18 protein-coding genes are annotated in these 22410 nt (G+C 51.5%); 9 read left to right on the forward strand and 9 right to left on the reverse strand.

All coding sequences use genetic code 11. The features are described from left to right. Window positions 1-6: 6 nt before the first annotated feature. The 5 genes from treY to HV477_RS01665 form a co-directional block, all read right to left on the reverse strand. Window positions 7-2535, reverse strand: coding sequence for a malto-oligosyltrehalose synthase (treY, locus tag HV477_RS01645; RefSeq protein WP_079898815.1), 2529 nt, complete (start codon window positions 2533-2535; stop codon window positions 7-9). Beyond that, window positions 2532-4316, reverse strand: coding sequence for a malto-oligosyltrehalose trehalohydrolase (gene treZ, locus HV477_RS01650; RefSeq protein WP_079898814.1), 1785 nt, complete (start codon window positions 4314-4316; stop codon window positions 2532-2534). Before treZ ends, treY begins: the two co-directional genes overlap by 4 nt. 128 nt (window positions 4317-4444) lie before the next feature. Continuing rightward, on the reverse strand, window positions 4445-5230 hold the full coding sequence (locus tag HV477_RS01655; RefSeq protein ID WP_000698598.1) for an OBAP family protein: 786 nt from the start codon (window positions 5228-5230) through the stop codon (window positions 4445-4447). A 142-nt stretch (window positions 5231-5372) separates the two neighbouring features. Next, window positions 5373-5702 (reverse strand): acid-activated periplasmic chaperone HdeB, encoded by a 330-nt coding sequence (hdeB, locus tag HV477_RS01660; protein WP_001032161.1) that lies wholly within the window; start codon window positions 5700-5702, stop codon window positions 5373-5375. A gap of 349 nt (window positions 5703-6051) precedes the next feature. Then, window positions 6052-6483 carry an OsmC family protein gene (locus HV477_RS01665; RefSeq protein ID WP_000152297.1) on the reverse strand — a complete coding sequence of 144 codons (432 nt, stop codon included), beginning with the start codon at window positions 6481-6483 and terminating at the stop codon, window positions 6052-6054. Window positions 6484-6994: 511 nt separating this feature from the next. Here HV477_RS01665 and bdm point away from each other — a divergent pair. The 4 genes from bdm (at window position 6995) to adhP (ending at window position 10618) form a co-directional block, all read left to right on the forward strand. Further along, on the forward strand, window positions 6995-7210 hold the full coding sequence (bdm, locus tag HV477_RS01670; RefSeq protein WP_000495700.1) for a biofilm-dependent modulation protein: 216 nt from the start codon (window positions 6995-6997) through the stop codon (window positions 7208-7210). A gap of 94 nt (window positions 7211-7304) precedes the next feature. Beyond that, a complete protein-coding gene (gene sra / locus HV477_RS01675) occupies window positions 7305-7448 on the forward strand; it encodes a stationary-phase-induced ribosome-associated protein (protein WP_000841559.1) in 144 nt (47 codons plus the stop codon). A 176-nt stretch (window positions 7449-7624) separates the two neighbouring features. Further along, on the forward strand, window positions 7625-9322 hold the full coding sequence (locus tag HV477_RS01680) for an NAD-dependent malic enzyme (RefSeq protein ID WP_000450511.1): 1698 nt from the start codon (window positions 7625-7627) through the stop codon (window positions 9320-9322). 285 nt (window positions 9323-9607) lie between these two features. Then, complete coding sequence (gene adhP, locus HV477_RS01685) at window positions 9608-10618, forward strand: alcohol dehydrogenase AdhP (RefSeq protein WP_079898813.1); 1011 nt, start codon at window positions 9608-9610, stop codon at window positions 10616-10618. Between the two features lie 98 nt (window positions 10619-10716). On the opposite strand, the gene fdnI is transcribed toward adhP, so the two are convergent. The 3 genes from fdnI to fdnG are packed head-to-tail and all read right to left on the reverse strand — an operon-like array spanning window position 10717 to window position 15311. Beyond that, on the reverse strand, window positions 10717-11373 hold the full coding sequence (gene fdnI / locus HV477_RS01690; RefSeq protein ID WP_000045658.1) for a formate dehydrogenase-N subunit gamma: 657 nt from the start codon (window positions 11371-11373) through the stop codon (window positions 10717-10719). Beyond that, entirely contained in the window at window positions 11366-12250 is an 885-nt protein-coding gene (fdxH, locus tag HV477_RS01695; protein ID WP_000061599.1) for a formate dehydrogenase subunit beta, read from the reverse strand. Before fdxH ends, fdnI begins: the two co-directional genes overlap by 8 nt. 13 nt (window positions 12251-12263) lie before the next feature. Continuing rightward, window positions 12264-15311: a formate dehydrogenase-N subunit alpha gene (fdnG, locus tag HV477_RS01700; protein WP_001574320.1), complete on the reverse strand. Its 3048-nt coding sequence runs from the start codon at window positions 15309-15311 to the stop codon at window positions 12264-12266. 277 nt (window positions 15312-15588) lie between these two features. On the opposite strand from fdnG, the gene yddG reads away from it, so the two are divergent. The 3 genes from yddG (at window position 15589) to HV477_RS01715 (ending at window position 18599) form a co-directional block, all read left to right on the forward strand. Beyond that, window positions 15589-16470 (forward strand): aromatic amino acid efflux DMT transporter YddG, encoded by an 882-nt coding sequence (yddG, locus tag HV477_RS01705; RefSeq protein ID WP_000203799.1) that lies wholly within the window; start codon window positions 15589-15591, stop codon window positions 16468-16470. 522 nt (window positions 16471-16992) lie between these two features. Further along, complete coding sequence (gene ompD, locus HV477_RS01710; RefSeq protein ID WP_079898812.1) at window positions 16993-18075, forward strand: porin OmpD; 1083 nt, start codon at window positions 16993-16995, stop codon at window positions 18073-18075. Window positions 18076-18218: 143 nt separating this feature from the next. Then, the gene (locus HV477_RS01715) at window positions 18219-18599 is read left to right on the forward strand and encodes a GFA family protein (protein WP_014343841.1); all 381 of its coding nucleotides are present in this window, start codon (window positions 18219-18221) and stop codon (window positions 18597-18599) included. Between the two features lie 24 nt (window positions 18600-18623). On the opposite strand, the gene smvA is transcribed toward HV477_RS01715, so the two are convergent. Further along, window positions 18624-20111 carry a methyl viologen efflux MFS transporter SmvA gene (smvA, locus tag HV477_RS01720; RefSeq protein WP_079898811.1) on the reverse strand — a complete coding sequence of 496 codons (1488 nt, stop codon included), beginning with the start codon at window positions 20109-20111 and terminating at the stop codon, window positions 18624-18626. Window positions 20112-20228: 117 nt separating this feature from the next. On the opposite strand from smvA, the gene HV477_RS01725 reads away from it, so the two are divergent. Then, a complete protein-coding gene (locus tag HV477_RS01725; RefSeq protein WP_023231475.1) occupies window positions 20229-20807 on the forward strand; it encodes a TetR family transcriptional regulator in 579 nt (192 codons plus the stop codon). 214 nt (window positions 20808-21021) lie between these two features. Further along, a complete protein-coding gene (locus tag HV477_RS01730) occupies window positions 21022-22410 on the forward strand; it encodes a NarK family nitrate/nitrite MFS transporter (protein WP_023207800.1) in 1389 nt (462 codons plus the stop codon).

The raw sequence follows: 22410 nt of genomic DNA on the forward strand, positions 1-22410 counted from the left end.
ATAAACTCAGTCGCTCATTAAAACCAGTACGCCGCCCTGATGTGAGGCCAACGACAGGCGTTCACCAGGCATTAACCTCTCCTGGGTAAGCACATTGCGATAACGATGCTGATTAAGCTGTCCGGGTATAATAATGTCGGTTCCTGCCCAGAAACCGCTATGCGATTGTGACAATAAGCCGTCACATTCGGCGAACACCAGTCGGGGCGCAACAACAATCAGCGCATCATCATGATTGACTCTGGCGTAAGCGATGACCTTGTCGGCACGCTGGCCAACAGCCCGCAGCGGTATATAGTCGCCAAAACGGAAGAGCTCATGATTCTGCTGACGCAAACGCAGTAATGCAGCGGTGACATACTGATTCACCTGCCCGTTCAGCCAACTCTCTTCGCGCGAGAAAACTCCCGGCGTCAGTTGGTCTAACTGCTGCGCCAGCGTGGCGAAATCCGGTTCGCGGCGGTTGTCGGGATCGACAAGACTAAAATTCAACGCCTCGCTTCCCTGATAGATATCAGGTACTCCCGGCGCGGTTAATTTGATAACGGTCTGCGTCAGGCTGTTAACCAGCCCTGCGCGGATGAAGGGTTGCAAGGAACGATAAAAATCCTGCAAAAATGTCTGATTATCCGGCGCCAGTAAATAACGGGCGTAATCAAGCATTGCCGTTTCGTAAGCCTCATTACTGTCCACCCAATCGGTACGTAGCTTCGCTTCGCGTAGCGCTTTCTCCACAAAGGCTTCAAAGCGTATTTTCAGCGCGTTTAAACCTGTTTCGTCCTGTGGTTGTAGCATCGGGGGCCAGACGCCGGTCAGCGCCTGATATAACATCCACGTATCCGCCGATTTTGGCGCAGTGCCATCATTCAAAAATTTGACATGGGTCTGGTTCATCTGCCGCCAGCGGGCAAGGCATTCGCTCCACTGTTCCGGCGCTTCGGTAAGCGTATACAGGCGTGCTCGCGCATCCTCGCCTCGCTTGGTATCGTGGGTCGACGTACCGGATAACGCATCAGGCTGTCGCGCCTGTCGGGTTTTCATCTCATGGTGAAAGCGTTCGATGGAGAAGTGATGCGTGACGGGCTCGGCGCCAACTTCATTTAACGCCAGTCCCATGTTTTGACGAAAGAAAAGCGTATCCTCTACCGATTTCGCCATCAGCGGACCGGTGAGTTGCTGGAACCGAACGCGAAACTGTGTCGCCTCCTCCTGGCTGGAGGTGGGAACATCGCCGGTAAGAAGGCGGCTCAGAAATGTAAGCGCTTCTGGCTGCGGAGGGTTTTCAAGCGTCTTTACCCGTTCCACAATACGGTGTAACAGGCAAATATCGGTCGGCGGTAGCCCTTCTGCCGTGCCGTAAGTGCGATATACAGGAAAGGCAATTAATAACTCGCGTAACGCCTGCCGAACGACGCTCTCTTCCTGTGCGATCTGTAGCTCGCTGGCAATCGACAGCGCAAGCGCGAGCAGCCGGGTAAATTCCCCCTCGAAATTGCGATCGACCATCAGCAATTTAGCCGCCCGTAATTCCGCCCGCATATCCACTGGCGCGCCTTTAACGGTCTCGTAAGCCTGGCGCAAATTGTCTATCTGCTCATCGTCAACCAGCACCTCCGCCAGCGAGGCGATGAATTCATAGCCTGTGGTGCCGGAAACCGGCCAGTCATCAGGAAGCTGCTCGCCTTTAGCGAGAATTTTTTCCACGGTGATATAGCACGCCGGCCCCACTTCCTGACGTAAACGTGCAAGATAGGCTTTCGGATCGGCAAGGCCGTCGATATGATCGATACGTAAACCGTCAACCGCCCCCGTTCTGACCAGCTCCAGAATCAGCCGATGTGTATCGTCGAAGACGGTTTTATCTTCCACCCGCATTCCTACCAGCCCTGTGACCTCAAAGAAACGCCGATACGAAAGCGAGCGAGCGGCATCGCGCCAGGACATTAATTTCCACGGCTGGCGCTCATGCAAATCAGCAATAGCGGCTTTATCGGTAAGCGCCAGTATTTCGGCCTCGCGCCCCTGCCATGTCGCCGGCGCAAGCGGATAATAGTTATCATAATAGGCGAACGCGGGTTTACCCGTAGCGGGATCGGGCTTGATCGCAATTTCTCCGTTTTCCAGCACGGCGTCAAACGTGTCGCCTAAAAAAGGCAGCGTCAGTCGGCGCGACCAGTCAATATCGAAATGGCGCGCGTAACGGCTCTCCTTGCCATATTCAAGCACATCGCGCCACCAGGCGTTTTCCAGCGAGCTGGCCATGTGATTAGGCACAATATCGATGATCAATCCCAGCCCTTGCGCTTTAAGTTCGGCCACCAGTCTTTCAAATCCTTCGCGCCCGCCAATAGAAGGCTCAATCTCATTCGCATCGGTGACATCATAACCATGCGTTGACGCTTTGGTGGCGGTAAAAATGGGTGAGGCATAAAGATGGCTGATACCCAGATTTTTAAGGTAAGGCACCAGCGCCGCAGCGCGGTCGAAGGTCATGCCATTGCGAAACTGAAGACGATACGTTGCAGTTGGGATCATGATGCAGACTCTCCCTGGGCTAAGCGGACAATAAGAGAATGTTGGGAAAGCGACCCGGTGGATTCATTCGGCCAGGCGAAGAGGGTCTTACCCGGTAAATCGGGCAGCAATACCGTCGTGGCGCTAATATTCAGCGCCAGTGACAGTGTTCCTCCCGGAAAACGCCAGCTAACGGCAATAAATCCGGGCGCGGTTTGCAATACCGTTCCTGAGCTCTCACGGGCAGCGGACAACAGCGGCACGATATGCTTCTGGCGCAAAAGCAGTAGTTCGCGGGTAAACGCCAGCCACGCTTTACCCTCTTCACTGTGCTGTTGCTTCCAGTTAAGTTTTGAGCGTTGAAAGGTCTCTGGCGCATTCGGGTCCGGAACATTCTCCCCTGCATGATCGGCAAACTCTTTTGCGCGACCTTCACGAACGGCGCGGGCTAAATCCCCATGGAAATCGGTAAAAAAAAGAAAAGGACGGCTTTCGCCATACTCTTCGCCCATAAAAAGCAGCGGAATATGCGGTGAAAGCAGCAACGTGGCGAGCAATACTTTTGTTCGTTCAGCGCCCGCCAGGGTTATCAGTCTGTCGCCCTGGGCGCGGTTACCGACCTGATCGTGATTCTGAATAAAATCCACAAAAGCGACCGGGGGTTGTCCGGTACTTTTTACGCCGCGAGGTTCGCCGGTTTGCGGTGAAATTTCTCCCTGATAAGCGAATCCTTCGGCCAGCGCTCTTGCGAGGTGTTTTTCCGGGGCATCAGCAAAATCGTTGTAGTAGGCCTGGGTCTCTCCGGTCGCAAAAACGTGGACGGCATTATGAAAATCGTCATTCCATTCGGCGGTAAACAGCGGCGCATTGCCACCCTGATCACGGGGATGCAGAGAAATAATATTGCGGCTATCTTCGGTAGTCAGATGAATGGGCCTGTCGGTAATGTCTTCCCGAATACGTTGTGCGATTTCAACCAGCACATGCCTGGCGCTACTGTCCTCAATCTGATCGATAGCGTCAAAGCGTAAGCCGTCGAGATGGTATTCTGTCAGCCAGTATAACGGCGCCTCGATGATATAGCGCCGCACGGCGTCGACATCATAGGCGATACCATTTCCCCACGGCGTCATGCGCTCTTTGTGGAAAAACGCCGGCGCCAAAAGCGGTAAATAATTTCCCTCCGGGCCGAAATGGTTCAGCACAATATCCAGGACGACGGAAAGACCATACCCATGCGCGGCGTCAATAAACGCTTTGAAATCATCCGGCGTCCCATAGGCAGAATGCGGCGCGTAAAGCAGTACGCCATCATAGCCCCAGCCGCGCTCGCCGCCAAATTGCGCAACGGGCATCACTTCAATAACGGTAACGCCAAGTTCAGCGAGATAAGGCAGCTTCGCTATTGCGGCGCGGAAGGTGCCTTCCGGAGTGAACGTGCCTGTATGCATCTCGTACACCACGGCCTGCTCCCAACGGCTACCTTTCCACCCGGTGTTGCGCCATGCGTAGCTGCCTGGATCAACCACATATGACGGACCGTTGACGTCAGTTTTTTGGGCGCGGGAAGCCGGATCGGGGACCACCATGCCATCGCTGAGTACAAAGTTATACTCCGTACCTGGCATCACCCCGGAGACGTCCAGCGTAAACCAGCCGTCACCGTTCGCCTGCATTTCCTGGTCTTTACCCGCAAGCCTGAGCATAACCTTTTGCTGACCGGTGGCCCAAAGACGAAAGCGGACGACATCAGCGGCGATATATTCAGCTCCCCAGCTTTTGCAAAAAATTTTTGAACTCATTTGTCGCTCCGTTTAACCCATAACCTCTACAGCATCCGAAAAACAAGCATAGACTATGGGGCTAATTTTTACGTGACACTGTCACTTAACAGGCATTCTTTTTCCTATCTGCGTGTAAAATCGTCGAATTATTGTCGGGATTGCTCAGATGTACCGAAGTGCGCGGTATCGCCTCGCCCGTGTTCGCCAGAGCCCTGAACACGCTGTAGCTGGATAACCTCCCCCTGCTCCCAGGCGTTAGCCCCCTTAACAACGGGATGCTCAGGCAGATCCTGCCGCTCGCGTTTAATGGCCTGGGTATCAATTCCCAGACGGCGATCCCGATCGGCCAGCAGCGCGGGGTCAAGCTGCCCGTCGCCAGTAAAGCCCATCATCAGCGCAGGGATACCCATTGGCAGGGTTTTATCCCGGTCGGTATGCCAGGTGTGCCAGGTCTTGCCATAAGTATTAACAATCTTACTCATCAACGCCTTATCAGCGACCTGCGGTAAGCCAGGCGCCACCAGGCTACCGGATTTCACCTCGTACTGGTGGCTGTGCCACAGTTTTTTCTCCTCGGGAGGAAGCGTTTTAAATAAACGTTCGCTGATAATGTACTCCACCCCCATGAGGCGCGCGTTTTTCGTATTGCCGTCGTAAATCACCGCCTGCATGACATCTTCGTTCAGGACGGTAACGTAATGGTGCGCTTCCATCTGTCCGTTTTTATCACCGCTATAAAAATGGAACCCGTCAAGGTAGGTACTGATGGCATCGACAGGTGGTCTGGATTGAATAGCCGCCGCGCCTGTTTCCAGGGTACGTAATTTGGCAGAGGTTTTTTCCCCAGGAATAGGCGTTTGCGGCGGCGTATTATTGGCGCCGCATCCGGCCAGAAAAGGAATGATAAAGAGTGCCAGCGGTAAAATTTTCATTAGGTCTCCATATAGTGAAAGGGCTCTAATGAAAATAGTGCAATACCACGTGATTGGTAGAAGAAATGGAAGATGTTATTTGTGACGGTGTCACAAATAGTAAAACCCGACACACAGGCCGGGTTTTGATATCAGTTTACTCTTATTTTGAGAGTTCTTTCTTGATTTCGTCTTTTATTTTGCTTAATTCACTCTGCGGGTTTTTCTTACAAAGCTCAACGGCTAGCGGCACTGCTGTCGTCTCAGTTTCCTGGAAATCAACGTAGTCCCCGCCTTTAAAATCTTCATCTTCATTCAGCACCCAGAAAGCGACTGGCGCCATCGTCTGCGGATTGAGGTCAACAAACTCCTGGCAGCTCATACCTTTAGGCGTAACGTTTGTTTTAGTAGTATCTGTTGCCGCATTCACGCTAACACTGGTTACCAGCGCTGCCACGATAATACCTGCTGTAGCAAGGGAGAATTTATTCATTGTTGTTGCTCCAATAATTATATAAATAACCTCTACATCTGCGCGTTAACCCGTTAATGTAGAACGCAGAAAATAATACCCCACCTCTCTCAGGAATAAAGATCACCCTCCGTGATATGGCTATTATTGATATTTACGTTGACTGATTTTGATGTTTGATGAATAAAGCAACATGGCGAGCAGATTTTAGGGCGAAAAAGTAGACCACGACAATAGCCACTGATGTGGTCTACGGCGCGTTGAGGTGATAGAAATGCGGCAGGAATTCAGATAGACCGGGAGCGAGCCCTCCGTCTGAATGTATATTCATCAGCCCGATCAACCCATCGTTACCGGGCTGGCGAGGTTATCATGCGTTAAGCTGGTAGTCGAGGGTGATTTCCGCATTCAGAACCTGCGATACCGGGCACCCGGCTTTTGCTTTCTGGATGATTTGATCGAAAGTTGAAGCATCAATATCTGCTACCGCAACTTTGCTTTGTAGCGCAATTTTGGTAATGGCGAAGCCCGCCTCCACCTTATCAAGCGATACGTCAGCGGTGGTGTCAATGGATGTCGGCGTAAATCCAGCCTCTCCCAGCATGAGTGATAGCGCCATGGAGAAACAGGCCGCATGTGCGGCGCCAATTAGCTCTTCCGGGTTGGTTCCCTGCGCGCCTTCGAACCGGGTATTGAATCCATACGGTTGTTGATTAAGCACGCCGCTTTCTGTTGATACAGTGCCTTTACCTCGTTTGATGTCGCCTTCCCAGTGTGCCTGACCTTTCTTATGGATTGTCATTTTTGCTCTCCTGTTGGCTCAAAAAATAAAGTATAGACCATGCTGCAAATCTGCGTTGTCCATGCCGATGGAGGTAGCATGTTGTCGATTACCCGCACTTCAGATATAGAAAATAGTTGTATGCTTTTTCAGTGATGAATATTAAACCAACAGGCCTCCCTTTCTTTAAAGAATATATCCCTCCTTTTATCCTTACTTTTTCTTCCGGAGGCGTATTCCATTATGTATATTTTCATTCAAATTAAGATTTGTCTTATCTCGTTGTAATAAAGGATAAAAATCACAATAAGTAGCCTTTTAAATGTATATTAATTGACCACTATTTGTATGAGGATATGTAATTGGCAAACGTAATATATTTTCTTCAGGGGTAAACAATTAGAGTTGCGCCTTGCGTTAAAATAACTCCAGGACTAATCTTAACCACAGCCGCAAAAATATTTGCCATGCTGAATACGAATTAATTTTCTGCGAGCCGTACTAAATAAATACATGTTCACGGAGGCATTATATGTTTACTTATCACTCAGCAAATACCTCAGCAGCACAACCGGCCCTGGTCAACGCGATTGAACAAGGATTACGCGCGGAGTTAGGCGTTGTCACTGAAGATGATATTTTAATGGAGCTGACCAAATGGGTTGAGGCTTCCGACAATGACATCCTCAGTGACATCTACCAGCAGACCATCAACTATGTGGTAAGCGGGCAGCACCCGACTCTGTAAAACCTGCTATGCTGTATCGGCAACCTTAGGGGTTACGTTTCTTTCGCGTAAGCGAATTTGTCCTTAAAACTAGCAACAGGATTGAGGAGTTAACATGAAATCGAACCGTCAGGCTCGTCATATACTTGGACTGGATTACAGAATTTCCAACCAGCGTAAGGTTGTTACTGAAGGCGACACCAGCAGCGTGGTGAATAACCCAACCGGCAGAAAGCGCCGCGCCGATAGCCAAAAGTAATCGTACAGTCCTGAAATGACGTTAAACACCATTGCATCTGCAATGGTGTTTTTGTTTATAGGAATGACCTTAACGTCTCACAATGCTTTATACTCAGGGTCGGTTCCCTGGTGGAAGGCAATATATGATGATAAACGACGGTGCCAGGGACAGTTATTCGAAAAAGAGTGAGTAACATGGAAACTACAACCAAGAAAGCACGTTCCCTTTATATCCCTTACGCTGGCCCTGTATTGCTGGAATTCCCCCTGTTAAACAAAGGCAGCGCTTTTAGCGTAGAAGAGCGCCGCAACTTCAATTTGTCAGGGCTGCTGCCAGAGGTCGTCGAGTCGATTGAAGAACAGGCCGAACGCGCCTGGCTCCAGTATCAGGGGTTTAAAACAGAAATCGATAAGCATATTTACCTGCGTAACATCCAGGATACCAACGAAACGCTCTTTTATCGACTGGTGCAAAACCATCTTGAAGAGATGATGCCGGTTATCTATACCCCGACCGTGGGCGCGGCCTGTGAGCGCTTCTCTGAGATTTATCGCCGGGCGCGCGGCGTATTTATCTCTTATCCGAACCGTCACAATATGGACGACATTTTGCAGAATGTGCCTAACCACAACATTAAAGTTATTGTGGTGACGGATGGCGAACGGATTCTGGGGCTTGGCGATCAGGGCATCGGCGGGATGGGGATCCCTATCGGTAAGCTGTCATTATACACAGCCTGCGGCGGCATTAGTCCGGCCTATACCCTTCCCGTTGTGCTGGATGTCGGCACCAACAATCAACAGTTACTCAACGATCCGCTCTACATGGGCTGGCGTCATCCGCGCATTACCGACGATGAGTATTATGCGTTTGTCGATGAGTTTATTCAGGCCGTTAAGCAGCGCTGGCCAGATATCCTGCTACAGTTCGAAGATTTCGCGCAGAAAAACGCAATGCCGCTGTTGACGCGCTATCGTGATGAGATTTGCTCCTTTAACGATGATATTCAGGGCACCGCAGCCGTGACCGTCGGTACGTTGATCGCCGCCAGCCGCGCTGCCGGCAGTCAGCTTAGCGAGCAGAAAATCGTTTTCCTCGGCGCGGGTTCCGCCGGATGTGGGATTGCTGAACAGATCATCGCGCAGACTCAGCGTGAAGGTTTAAGCGAAGATGCCGCTCGACAGAACGTTTTTATGGTTGATCGCTTCGGCCTGTTGACGGACCGGATGCCTAATTTATTGCCGTTCCAGGCAAAACTGGTGCAGAAATGCGACAATCTCCAGCACTGGGATACCGAAAATGACGTGTTGTCGCTGCTGGATGTGGTGCGTAACGTGAAGCCGGATATTCTGATCGGGGTTTCCGGCCAGACCGGGCTCTTTACTGAAGAGATCATCCGCGAGATGCATAAGCATTGCCCTCGCCCGATCGTCATGCCGCTCTCTAATCCCACCTCTCGCGTGGAGGCCACGCCACAGGACATTATCGCCTGGACGGAAGGCAACGCGCTGGTGGCAACCGGCAGCCCATTCTCGCCGGTCATCTGGAAAGATAAGGTTTATCCGATCGCACAATGTAATAACGCCTATATTTTCCCCGGCATCGGACTTGGGGTTATCGCTTCCGGCGCATCGCGCATTACTGATGAAATGCTGATGTCAGCCAGTGAGACGCTGGCGAAACATTCTCCGCTGGTGAATAACGGCGAAGGATTAGTGTTGCCAGCGCTTAAAGACATCCAGGTCGTGTCGCGCGCTATCGCTTTTGCCGTAGGTAAAATGGCGCAGCAACAAGGCGTAGCGGTGAAAACCTCTGCGGAAGCGCTGCAACAGGCGATTGACGATAACTTCTGGAAACCGGAATACCGCGACTACCGTCGGACTTCCATTTAATACGTACCCGGCGGTGAATGCCGCCGGATATCACTTTCTTCTTTAGTTTTGGTGAGTCTGTCGACACACCTGAATTCCTTTCCCTGCTTATTTGTCAAGCTACTAATATTAGCCACCTTTATGTATTGAACGGGGATTTATCAGGATAATCCTGGCTAAACTATTACATTGTATTTCTGCCGCCTTGCATAACTCATCAGAAATATTAATCCTAAAGAGGTAATAGCGCCTTACCTGCTATTACTTACCTGCTATGCAGTTCACTATTAATAAAAGGAGAAGGTTATGAAAGCTGCTGTTGTCACACAAGATCATCAGGTTGATGTTACTGAGAAAACGCTGCGTCCCCTTCGCCACGGTGAAGCTTTGCTAAAAATGGAGTGCTGCGGCGTATGCCATACCGATCTACACGTGAAAAACGGCGATTTCGGTGACAAAACCGGCGTTATTCTGGGACACGAAGGCATTGGCGTCGTGGCGGAAGTCGGTCCTGGTGTCACCTCGCTGAAACCCGGCGATCGCGCGAGTGTCGCGTGGTTTTATGAAGGATGCGGACACTGTGAGTATTGCAATACGGGCAATGAAACCTTATGCCGCAACGTGAAAAATGCCGGTTACACGGTAGATGGCGGCATGGCCGAAGAGTGTATTGTCGTCGCGGATTATGCGGTGAAAGTACCGGAAGGTCTGGACTCTGCGGCGGCAAGTAGTATTACCTGCGCGGGCGTTACCACCTATAAAGCGGTGAAGATTTCTCATATTAAACCTGGCCAGTGGATTGCCATCTACGGTCTGGGCGGTCTGGGTAATCTGGCCTTGCAGTACGCGAAAAACGTTTTCAATGCGAAAGTGATCGCCATTGATGTCAATGATGGACAACTGAAACTGGCCGAGGAAATGGGCGCAGATCAGACCATTAATTCACGTACGGAAGATGCGGCTAAAATTGTGCAGGAAAAAACCGGTGGCGCGCACGCAGCGGTGGTTACCGCGGTCGCTAAGGCTGCGTTTAATTCCGCAGTAGATGCCGTTCGCGCCGGAGGCCGCGTGGTGGCAGTCGGGCTACCGCCAGAAGCCATGAACCTTGATATCCCTCGCCTGGTGCTGGATGGCATTCAGGTTGTCGGTTCGTTGGTGGGGACACGCCAGGATCTGACCGAAGCCTTCCAGTTCGCGGCGGAAGGAAAAGTCGTGCCAAAAGTCGCTTTACGTCCGCTTGAAGATATCAACGTTATTTTTAAAGAGATGGAACAGGGACAAATTCGTGGCCGTATGGTCATCGATTTCCGTCGTTAAACGATTTGCTGCGGTCGTCTGAGTAGGTTTGATAACAGGCCGCAGATGAAAACAAGGCGCTACGAGGATAGCGCCTTGTTTATCAGATCGCGAAAGAATTACTGAATACCTTTTTCGCTCTCTTTTTTTGCTTCCGCCTTCTCGATTTCACGATACCAGCGTGGATGATGTTTCTTCGCCCAGCGACGGCTGACCTTCCCTTCGATCATGCCTTTAATCGAGCCTTTCACCCAAAACGCCATATACATATGGATGAGGATCGCGTGCATTAAAATAATGCCCGCCGCCGCATGAATTAACAGGCTATAACGCACCACCTGCATGGGGAAATACTGCGCGAAATACGGACGCCAGATAATCACGCCAGTCACCAGCAGCACAAAAATCATGCTCATAATGGACCAGAACATCATCTTCTGTCCGGCATTGTATTTACCGACATCCGCCACCTTATGCTCATTGCCTTTCAATACTTCGACAATATTTTTCAGCCACGGAATATCTTTTTTATCCGGGATGTTGTGGTGGACGAAACGCACGAACATAAACATCAGCGCGATGAAGATGGCAATACCGAAGAACGGGTGCAAAATACGTCCCATCTGCGGCGTGCCGAAAGTTTGCGTCAACCATTGTAGCGTCGGGAAGAAAAACGAAATCCCCGACAGCGCTACCAGGAAGAAGCAGATCACCACCGTCCAGTGACAGGCGCGGTCGACAAATTTCGTGCGCACAATCATTTTCGACTTACTCATGATGATCCTCCTCATCGTCGTCCGTTTCTTTATTCGGGCCAATACCGATGTAGTGGTAAATCAGACCGGCGAAAGTGGCGATAAAGCCCGCTGCGGCCAGCGGTTTTAGCGCCCCTTTCCACAGATTGATTGAGGTATCGATCTGCGGATCTTTCGGCAAGCCGTGGTACAACTCCGGCTGATTGGCATGGTGCAGCACATACATGACGTGCGTACCGCCGACGCCCTGCGGGTTGTAGATACCGGCATGTTCAAAGCCGCGCGCTTTTAACTTCTCCACGCGTTGCTCGCCCAGTTCCAGCATCTCTTTTTTGGTGCCGAAGTGAATAGCCCCGGTCGGACAAGTTTTGACGCAGGCCGGTTCCTGGCCCACGCTGACGCGATCGACGCAGAGCGTACATTTATAAACGCGGTTGTCCTCTTTGTTGAGGCGCGGAATATTAAACGGACACCCGGCGATACAGTAACCACAGCCGATACAGTGTTCAGATTGAAAATCAACAATCCCGTTCGCGTACTGGATGATAGCCCCGGCAGACGGACAGGCTTTAAGACAGCCTGGATCTTCACAGTGCATACAACCATCTTTACGAATCAGCCACTCCAGCTTGCCGTTCTGCTCGGTTTCGGTAAAGCGCATCACCGTCCAGGACTTGGCGCTGAGATCGGCAGGGTTATCGTACACCCCGACACAATGGCCAACGTTATCGCGAATATCGTTCCATTCAGAACAGGCTACCTGGCAGGCTTTACAGCCGACACAGGAGGAGACGTCGATCAGTTTCGCGACTTCAGCTTTGTAATCACGCGCCTGCGGAGGCGGCGTGATTGCGTTTGTTGCGGACCGTTTAATAATGTCCTGCGTTTCCATAGACATATGTTCGCCTCCCTTACGCCTTCTCGATGTTAACTAAAAACGCTTTGTATTCCGGCGTTTGCGAGTTGGCATCACCGACATTTGGCGTCAGAGTATTGGCGATATAGCCTTTGCGCGCGACACCCTCAAAGCCCCAGTGAATCGGGATCCCCACCGTTTCAACCTGCTGACCGTTGACATGCAGGGTGCGAAGACGACGAGTTACCACCGCGACCGCGCGAATAAACCCGCGTTTACTGCTCACCTTCACATAGTCGCCGTTAGCAATACCTTTCGCTGCCGCCAGCGTCTCACTGATCTCCACAAACTGTTCCGGCTGAGCGATAGCGTTAAGTAGCGCATGTTTGGTCCAGGTATGGAAATGCTCTGTGAGGCGGTAAGTCGTGCCCACGTACGGAAACTGCTCCTTCTTACCCATGCGCAGCGCATCTTCTTCATACAGACGCGCCGCCGGGTTCGAGACCACATTCGGGTGCAGCGGGTTAGTGCCCAGCGGCGTTTCCATCGGCTCGTAGTGTTCAGGGAACGGCCCTTCCGCCATCTTATCAATAGCAAACAGACGTCCCAGCCCTTCCGGCTGCATGATAAACGGATTGGTCCCGCTCCCCGGCGCCGCGTTGTTAAAGTCCGGAATATCGTTCCCTGTCCACTTCGCGCCGTTCCACTGGATCAGCATCCGTTTTGGATCCCACGGTTTACCCTGCGGGTCCGCCGAAGCGCGGTTATACAATACGCGACGGTTTAGCGGCCACGCCCACGCCCAACCCAGTGTATTGCCAAGCCCTGACGGGTCGGCGTTATCACGTCTGGACATCTGGTTGCCCTGCTCCGTCCAGCTACCGGTATAAATCCAGCAGGAGGAGGATGTCGTACCGTCATCGCGCAGTAATGCAAAACTGCTCAACAACTGGCCTTTCCTGGCAAGCAGTGTACCGTTGGCGTCATAGAGATCTTCCAGCGCATAGCCGTTGTTCTCTTTCGCCACTTCTTCCGAATGCGGTTCATCCGGCTGCTTGTAGTTCCAGCTCATCTTCAATAGTGGTTCGGCGCCTTTACCGCCTTCTGCGCGATACATTTCACGCAGACGATGGTAAATACCGGCCAGAATCTCGCCGTCGTTACGCGCTTCGCCCGGCGCGTCCTGACCTTTCCAGTGCCACTGTAACCAGCGACCGGAGTTAGCGATAGAGCCATCCTCTTCCGCAAAACAGGTAGACGGCAGACGGAAGACTTCGGTCTGAATCGTTGTCGGATCGACATCATTAGATTCGCCGTGGTTCTGCCAGAACGTTGACGTTTCAGTCACCAGCGGATCGATAACGACCAGATACTTCAGTTTGCTTAAGCTTTGCACCACTTTGTTTTTGTCCGGGAAGGACGCCACCGGGTTAAAGCCCTGACAGAAATAGCCGGTGACTTTCCCGCTATCCATCATGTTGAAATATTTGATCACGTCATAGGACTGATCCCACTTAGGCAGCCAGGCAAAGCCCCAGTCATTCTCTTTCTGCGCTGCATCGCCATAGAAAGATTTCATCAGGCTGACGAAGAACTTAGGATAATTACCCCAGTAGTTGACCTGATCGGCCAGCGTCGCTTTGGGGGTATTCGCTGCCAGATAAGTTTGCAGATCGGCCTGTTTTTCCGATGGCAGCGTCAGGTAGCCCGGCAGGCTGGTGGAGAGCAGTCCTAAATCCGTTAAACCCTGAATATTAGAGTGGCCGCGCAAGGCGTTCACACCGCCGCCAGCCATCCCCATATTGCCGAGCAGCAACTGGATCATCGCCATAGTACGGATGTTCTGCGCCCCGACGGTATGTTGCGTCCAGCCCAGCGCATACAGGAAGGTGGTAGTGCGATCCGGCGCGCTGGTAGAGGCCAACACCTCACACACCTTCAGGAAATCCGCTTTCGGCGTACCGCAGATGTTTTCCACGACGTCCGGCGTGTAGCGCGAAACGTGCTGCTTCAGCAGATTCCACACACAGCGTGGGTGCGTCAACGTTTCATCACGTTTGGCATAGCCGTTTTCATCGAACTGGTAGTTCCAGGAGGATTTATCGTACTGACGCTTTTGGGCGTCATAGCCGCTGAAAAGACCGTCATCAAAGGCAAAATCATCCCGCACCAGCAGGCTGGCGTTGGTGTAATGCTTAACGTATTCAGCGTTGATTTTGTTATTTTCGATCAGGTACAGCAAAACGCCGGACAGAAAGGTAATGTCTGTACCGGAACGTATTGGCGCATAGATATCCGCCACCGACGCCGTACGCGTAAAGCGTGGATCAACGACAATCAGCGTCGCATCGTTATTGTTTTTCGCTTCCATCGCCCAGCGGAAACCCACCGGATGCGCTTCTGCGGCATTGCCGCCCATCACCATCACGACGTTGGCGTTTTTAATATCCACCCAGTGGTTGGTCATCGCACCGCGACCAAATGTTGGAGCAAGACTTGCTACCGTTGGTCCGTGTCAAACGCGCGCCTGGTTATCTACCGCCAGCATACCGAGAGAACGCGCAAACTTCTGCGTCAGCATACCCGTTTCATTGCTGGCCGCCGAGGCGCACAGCATTCCGGTAGAGAGCCAGCGGTTAACCGTGACGCCCTGCTCATTCTTTTCAATAAAGTTGGCGTCGCGGTCGGCTTTCATTAATTTAGCAATACGAGTGAAAGCGTCATCCCAGCTAATGCGCTGCCACTTGTCGGAACCCGGCGCGCGGTATTCCGGATAGCGTAGGCGATCTTCACTGTGAACATAGTCCAGCAAACCGGCCCCTTTCGGGCACAGCGCGCCACGGCTTACCGGATGATCCGGGTCGCCTTCAATATGGTAAATCGCTTCTTTCGCGTTTTTTGCCCCATCTCCCAGGCTATACATTAATAGCCCGCAACCTACGGAACAGTATGTGCAGGAGTTACGGATCTCTTTTGCGCGCAACAGCTTATAGTTTCGCGCCTGAGCCAGGGCCATTTTAGGGGTAAAACCCAGTGCGGCCACCGTTGTTCCCGCCATACCGCCCGCGCAGATTTTAAAAAATTGTCTGCGGCTGACGTCCATTGCTTTCCTCTTTTTTCCACGGATGCACGCCTCCTTCGAACTGCAGCAAAACCCCAGCCCAGGATGCGTGTATAACTTCGCGAGGAAACTAACAGCAAAATCGATAACTTTTTTGCGTCAAATCAATATTGAAACGGTTCCGCTATTAAATAGCCCTATTTTTAAACCGCAATAACTCCAGGGAGGTACTAAAAAATGACACTGCATGGCATCGCCCTCGGAAAAAGTGCTATAAGTGGCAGTTTATTTTGCACGGTATTCAGGACAGTCACAAAGCATGACATCACAAAAAGCAACGCTAATAGGGCTTGTTGCCATCGTTCTGTGGAGCACGATGGTTGGGTTAATTCGCGGCGTCAGCGAAGGTCTCGGACCGGTAGGCGGCGCAGCCATGATCTATTCATTAAGCGGCCTGCTGCTGATTTTTACCGTCGGATTACCTGATATCCGCCGTTTCCCGGGGCGATACCTCATCGCAGGCAGCGTACTGTTTGTCAGTTATGAAATATGCCTGGCGCTTTCTCTCGGTTATGCCGCCACTCGCCATCAGGCTATCGAAGTCGGCATGGTTAACTATTTATGGCCCAGCCTGACCATTCTGTTTGCCATTCTTTTTAATGGGCAAAAAACTAACTGGCTTATTGTTCCTGGATTGCTTATTGCACTTACTGGCGTTTGCTGGGTTCTGGGGGGCGAGAATGGTCTTAATCCCGGAGAAATTATCAGCAATGTCGCCACCAGTCCGCTAAGTTATTTACTGGCATTTCTTGGGGCGTTTATATGGGCGACGTACTGCACGGTCACCAATAAATATGCGCGTGGTTTTAACGGTATCACCGTCTTTGTGTTACTCACCGCCGTGGCGCTGTGGTTACACTATTTTCTTACGCCGCAACCTGCCATGATATTTAGCCTACCGGTGATTGCTAAACTTTTTACCGCGGCATTAACGTTGGGGTTTGCCTACGCAGCATGGAATGTGGGCATACTTCATGGCAATGTGACTATCATGGCCGTAGGGTCTTATTTTACCCCCGTCATGTCCTCTGCTCTGGCAGCGCTGTTACTCAGCTCGCCACTGTCATTCTCCTTCTGGCAAGGCGCAGTCATGGTTTGCGTAGGTTCGCTACTTTGTTGGCTGGCAACGCGGCGGCGCTAAGCGACGGGCGGGCCGATATTGATATTAAATCGACCCGCTGCACCTTGACACTCTTCATAACACAACTACGCTTTTATCTATCGCCTGTGTGTATTTGACGATTTTCCATTTTCACGTGCTCCTCCTGCGCCATACCAGGATTGCGCTGGTAAAAATGAATTTTATAAAATCGTTAAATATGTTAATATGATGATATAATTATATTAACAAATATATAATTAACGTTAGCTCGCAACTGTTATTAGTGCATATAATAATCAGTAGTTACTACCAAAAATAAAACCATAAACAGCCCAATAGTCCCCTCCGAAAATATATCTTATTAGACAGTCCCTATTTGAATTAATACTCTCAAATGTATTAAGGAGATCTCGATCACACAAATTAAAATAATTTGTAATCTTATGAAACTTATTATTGAACTTATGCCACTCCGTCATTTAAAAATAGTCTGCCATTGACAAACGCCTCGTTTAACAATGGTTGAGGAAACACGCTAAGAAAATTATAAGGATTATTAAAATGAAACTTAAGTTAGTGGCAGTGGCAGTGACTTCCCTGTTGGCAGCAGGCGTTGTAAATGCAGCCGAGGTATATAACAAAGACGGCAATAAACTGGATCTGTACGGTAAAGTTCACGCTCAGCATTATTTCTCTGATGATAACGGAAGTGATGGTGACAAAACTTACTCGCGTCTGGGCTTCAAAGGCGAAACGCAGATCAACGATCAGTTAACCGGTTTTGGCCAGTGGGAATATGAATTCAAAGGCAACCGTACTGAATCTGAAGGTTCCGACAAAGACAAAACCCGTCTGGCATTCGCTGGTCTGAAATTCGCTGACTACGGTTCTTTCGACTACGGTCGTAACTACGGTGTTGCTTACGACATCGGCGCATGGACCGACGTTCTGCCAGAGTTCGGTGGCGATACCTGGACCCAGACTGACGTATTCATGACCCAGCGTGCTACCGGCGTTGCCACCTACCGTAACACCGATTTCTTCGGTCTGGTTGAAGGTCTGAACTTTGCCGCGCAGTATCAGGGCAAAAACGATCGTGACAATGAAGTAGAAGCAAACGGCGACGGTTTCGGTCTGTCCGCAACGTATGAGTACGAAGGCTTTGGCGTGGGTGCGGCCTATGCGAAGTCTGACCGTACTGACCGTCAGGTGCGCAACGGCACCAATGGCCTGTATGCTTCTGGCCAGAATGCGGAAGTGTGGGCTGCTGGTCTGAAATATGATGCGAACAACATCTACCTGGCGACCACCTACTCCGAAACGCTGAACATGACCACATTCGGTAAAATCGACGGTATTGCTAACAAAACTCAGAACTTTGAAGCGGTTGCTCAGTACCAGTTCGACTTCGGTCTGCGTCCGTCCATTGCTTACCTGAAATCCAAAGGTAAAGATCTGGGTGCTTACGGCGACCAGGATCTGGTTGAGTACATCGATGTCGGTGCTACCTACTACTTCAACAAAAACATGTCCACCTTCGTTGATTACAAAATCAACCTGCTGGATGACACCAACTTCACTAAAAATGTTGCGCAGATCAGCACTGACAACATCGTTGCTGTTGGTCTGAACTACCAGTTCTAATTTTGTTGTAGTCTGAATACAAAGCCAGTCCTTTCAGGGCTGGCTTTTTCTCTTGATGTAGACTCGGTCATAAGGAGTATGCCGTGCAGACGTTCACTGGTCGTTGTCTTTGCGGACAGAGCCATTTTACCGTTGACGTCGAAATGCTGGATGTCTATGCCTGCCATTGTACGCTGTGTCAAAAATGGTCGGGTGGAATAGCCATGTATCTGGAAGCCTGCGGGCAACCACAGCTAGCCCCCCTTTCCCCGGAACCGCCATACTTTTCATCCTCTTCGCGCGGCGAACGCTACTTCTGTTCCGGCTGCGGGTGTCCGCTGTGGTTTCGGCTTACCGATACCGATCGTTATTTTATTCCCTGGACCTTACTGGAACTGAACGAAGTTGATCGCCGTCGGCTGATTCTGGCTGCGGAAATTTATACCGAAACCCAGCCTGCCTTCTGGCGACTGACGGGGCAATACGCACGCCTCAGCGGTAAAGAGGTTGAGGAAATGGACTCCCCCTGCCAGCTAGCGCATTAAGCGCTTATCTCATCAGGCGTTATGTTATCGGTGTTGGGCTTTTGCCAGGCTGAACCACATCCCTACCGCCAGCAAAAGAAGCATACTCCCGGCGCTGCTTAACGCCACGCTATGCGACCAGATAAAGGCGTGTCTGGCGGCGTCCAGTATTGCCTGCCCCTGCGTGGGCGGCAGGCTATTTGCCAACTGCACGGCTTCTCCCATTGAAGATGACGCTCTGGCAATCTCTTGCGCCTCAAGCCCGGCAGGCAGACGGATAGACGCGGAGAAGCTACGGCTTAACAACAGGCCGAAAATGGTGATGCCCAGTCCCGCGCCCAGTTCATAAGCCATCGTTTCTATCGCGCCGGCCGCCGCCGCTTTTTCTGCCGGCGCAGCGGCCATAATTGCCGACGTGGAAGCCAGCAATGCGCTGGCGGCGCTAAATCCCAGCAGCGCCATCAGCCCCCAGGCCTGCCATTGTTGGGTGCTGAAATCCGTCATCGCCAGGCCATAAAAACTCAGCGCGCTTAACGCCATGCCGCCCGTCGCGACCAGCCGTAGTCCCAGACGCGAGACCAGCGCGCCCGCAATCGGCCCGCTGAATCCACTGGCGACCATCACCGGCAGCATAAATACCCCGGCCTCATAAGGCGATAGCCCGTGAACAAACTGTAGCTCTTGCGCCATCAGCAGCTCAAAACCCACCAGAGTGATCATCGCGGTCATCGCCATCACGACGCCGCTCAGGATAATGCGATGGGTAAATAGTCGCATATCAATCATCGGACGCGATGTCGCAAGCTGTGTGCGGATAAAGAGTCCCAGGAGCAGCGTGCCGGTAAGCAGGGTAAGCGAGATGGCCCACAGCGACAAATTCCCTTTCAGCGCGGTTTTAGCGCTATAGACCAACAGCAAAATGGCAATAATCAGCATCACCGCATGGCCAAGATTGAGCGGTTGATCGCGACGGCCCGCCTGGCGAGGAACATAGCGGGCGGTTAAGCCCATGACGACCAGCACAATCGGCACGTTGATCAGGAAAACCGATCCCCAGTAAAAATGCTCTAATAATATGCCGCCGATGAGCGGCCCAAACGCCGCTCCGCCCGAACCTACCGCTGCCCAGACGCCCAGCGCCATGTTGCGATGCTTCTCTTCACAAAAGGTAGCGCGTATTCCGGCCAGCGTCGCCGGTACAATCATCGCCGCGCCAATAGCCAGTAATACCCTGGTGGCGATAAGCCAACTGGCGGTATGCGAAAACGCCGCCGCCAATGACGCCAGGCCAAAGAGCGTCCCGCCCAGCATCAGCAGGCGTTTAAAACCGATACGATCGCCAAGCGCGCCCATCGGCAACACCATGCCAGCCATGACCAAAGAATAAATATCAATGATCCACAGCAACTCGTTGCCGCTGGCCCCCAGTGTCATACTCAGTGTCGGCGCGGCGACATGCAAGACCGTGGCATCAATGGCGACAGGAATATAGACCAGCACAATAATGACTAACGTTAACCACTGACGAAACATAACTCTCCCTTCAAAAACTTAAACCTGGACGCCTGTCCAATTTCAGGATCCTACGGTAAGTTGAACGAATGTCCAGCTTTTTGTTACACTGCGCGCATTGGCTAATGTGGGGAAAATATGAGTTACCTTAACCGGGATGAACGCCGCGAAGTGATCCTGCAAGCGGCGATGCGCGTGGCGCTGGCAGAGGGGTTTGCCGCCATGACGGTGCGACGTATCGCATCAGAAGCCGATGTCGCCGCCGGCCAGGTGCATCACCACTTCAGCTCGGCGGGCGAGCTCAAAGCGCTGGCCTTTGTCCATTTGATCCGCACCCTGCTTGATGCCGGGCAAGTTCCGCCGCCCGCCACCTGGCGTGCACGGCTTCACGCTATGTTGGGTAGCGAAGACGGCGGCTTTGAGCCTTACATAAAATTGTGGCGAGAGGCGCAAATTCTGGCCGACCGGGATCCGCACATCAGAGATGCTTATCTCCTCACGATGCAGATGTGGCATGAGGAAACGGTCACTATTATCGAGCAGGGCAAACAGGCAGGAGAATTTACGTTTGCTGCTAACGCCACGGATATCGCCTGGCGGCTTATCGCACTGGTGTGCGGGCTGGACGGTATGTATGTGCTGGGTATTCCGGAAATGGCCGATCCCGCGTTTAAATACCATCTGGATCGTATGATTACGCTTGAACTCTTTGCGTAAAATCACAAATAATTTAATAAAAATCACTTTTAATTTACAAATAGTAACAATTAAGAAACATTATATCTCCTCTTCGCGCCGCGCTGGCCTGGTTTTTTATCTATTCTTTCACTCAATATTCTAAAAAAACTTCAATAAGTTCTCAAAAGAGCGCGTGACGCTCTGTCTCTTTTTTGTGTTTTTCTTCAAATGATATGCGCATGTGAGGGGTAAAATGACACGACAAAACGAGAATTATAACCGTTATCTCTTGAGTGACTGGCGACCCGAAAATCCAGCCTTCTGGGAGAATAAAGGGAAAGGCATCGCCAGAAGAAACTTATGGATTTCAGTAAGTTGTTTGCTCCTTGCATTTTGCGTCTGGATGTTGTTTAGCGCTGTTGCCGTCAACCTCAATAAAATTGGATTTAATTTTACCACCGACCAACTCTTTTTATTAACCGCACTACCTTCTCTTTCCGGCGCAATATTACGCGTTCCCTACTCCTTTATGGTACCACTGTTTGGTGGCCGTAAATGGACCGTATTAAGTACCGTAATATTGATTATTCCCTGCGCCTGGCTGGGATTCGCCGTGCAAAATCCTGCCACCCCTTTCGGGGTATTTATGCTCATCGCTCTGTTGTGCGGTTTTGCGGGGGCAAACTTCGCGTCCAGTATGGGCAACATCAGTTTTTTCTTTCCAAAAGCCAGACAAGGTAGCGCGTTGGGTATTAACGGCGGACTGGGAAATCTTGGCGTCAGTGTGATGCAGTTGCTTGCGCCGCTGGTTATTTTTCTGCCGATATTTACTTTTTTAGGCGTCCGGGGCGTGCCGCAACCTGATGGCTCCCTGCTCGCCCTCACTAACGCAGCCTGGATCTGGGTGCCGTTACTGGCTGTCGCGACGCTTGCCGCCTGGTTTGGTATGAACGATATCGGCAGTTCAAAAGCGTCTGTCGCCTCGCAATTGCCGGTGCTAAAACGTCTGCACCTGTGGCTGCTTAGCCTGTTGTACCTGGCGACATTCGGGTCATTCATCGGCTTTTCCGCAGGTTTCGCCATGCTCGCCAAAACGCAATTTCCCGATGTAAACATTCTGCAACTGGCGTTCTTTGGCCCCTTTATCGGCGCGCTGGCGCGATCGGCAGGCGGCGTGATCTCCGATAAATTCGGCGGCGTTCGCGTCACGCTCATTAATTTTATTTTTATGGCGCTGTTTACCGCCCTGCTATTCCTCACGCTGCCAGGCTCCGGCGCAGGCAGCTTTAGCGCGTTCTATCTTGTTTTTATGGGCCTGTTTTTGACAGCGGGTCTCGGCAGCGGTTCTACCTTCCAGATGATTGCGGTGATCTTCCGGCAGATCACGCTCTACAACGTCAAACTGCGCGGCGGGAGCGATGAGCAGGCGCAGCGCGAAGCGGTGACGGATACCGCCGCCGCGCTCGGTTTTATCTCCGCTATTGGCGCTGTGGGCGGCTTCTTTATTCCAAAAGCGTTTGGCACCTCTTTGGCCTTGACCGGCTCGCCGGTGGGCGCCATGAAAATCTTTTTGCTGTTTTACATCGCTTGCGTCCTGCTGACCTGGCTGGTCTACGGGCGTCGTAAACCTAAACAACAATAA

Origin of the sequence: Salmonella sp. SG203 (assembly GCF_013350575.1) — a bacterium.
GTDB classification, from domain to species: Bacteria; Pseudomonadota; Gammaproteobacteria; order Enterobacterales; family Enterobacteriaceae; genus Salmonella; species Salmonella enterica.

Excerpts from the sequence above, each read along its gene's own strand:
- treY (WP_079898815.1), bottom strand. The coding sequence starts at position 2,535 with ATGATCCCAACTGCAACGTATCGTCTTCAGTTTCGCAATGGCATGACC.
- treZ (WP_079898814.1), bottom strand. The coding sequence starts at position 4,316 with ATGAGTTCAAAAATTTTTTGCAAAAGCTGGGGAGCTGAATATATCGCC.
- HV477_RS01655 (WP_000698598.1), bottom strand. The coding sequence starts at position 5,230 with ATGAAAATTTTACCGCTGGCACTCTTTATCATTCCTTTTCTGGCCGGA.
- hdeB (WP_001032161.1), bottom strand. The coding sequence starts at position 5,702 with ATGAATAAATTCTCCCTTGCTACAGCAGGTATTATCGTGGCAGCGCTG.
- HV477_RS01665 (WP_000152297.1), bottom strand. The coding sequence starts at position 6,483 with ATGACAATCCATAAGAAAGGTCAGGCACACTGGGAAGGCGACATCAAA.
- bdm (WP_000495700.1), top strand. The coding sequence starts at position 6,995 with ATGTTTACTTATCACTCAGCAAATACCTCAGCAGCACAACCGGCCCTG.
- sra (WP_000841559.1), top strand. The coding sequence starts at position 7,305 with ATGAAATCGAACCGTCAGGCTCGTCATATACTTGGACTGGATTACAGA.
- HV477_RS01680 (WP_000450511.1), top strand. The coding sequence starts at position 7,625 with ATGGAAACTACAACCAAGAAAGCACGTTCCCTTTATATCCCTTACGCT.
- adhP (WP_079898813.1), top strand. The coding sequence starts at position 9,608 with ATGAAAGCTGCTGTTGTCACACAAGATCATCAGGTTGATGTTACTGAG.
- fdnI (WP_000045658.1), bottom strand. The coding sequence starts at position 11,373 with ATGAGTAAGTCGAAAATGATTGTGCGCACGAAATTTGTCGACCGCGCC.
- fdxH (WP_000061599.1), bottom strand. The coding sequence starts at position 12,250 with ATGTCTATGGAAACGCAGGACATTATTAAACGGTCCGCAACAAACGCA.
- yddG (WP_000203799.1), top strand. The coding sequence starts at position 15,589 with ATGACATCACAAAAAGCAACGCTAATAGGGCTTGTTGCCATCGTTCTG.
- ompD (WP_079898812.1), top strand. The coding sequence starts at position 16,993 with ATGAAACTTAAGTTAGTGGCAGTGGCAGTGACTTCCCTGTTGGCAGCA.
- HV477_RS01715 (WP_014343841.1), top strand. The coding sequence starts at position 18,219 with ATGCTGGATGTCTATGCCTGCCATTGTACGCTGTGTCAAAAATGGTCG.
- smvA (WP_079898811.1), bottom strand. The coding sequence starts at position 20,111 with ATGTTTCGTCAGTGGTTAACGTTAGTCATTATTGTGCTGGTCTATATT.
- HV477_RS01725 (WP_023231475.1), top strand. The coding sequence starts at position 20,229 with ATGAGTTACCTTAACCGGGATGAACGCCGCGAAGTGATCCTGCAAGCG.
- HV477_RS01730 (WP_023207800.1), top strand. The coding sequence starts at position 21,022 with ATGACACGACAAAACGAGAATTATAACCGTTATCTCTTGAGTGACTGG.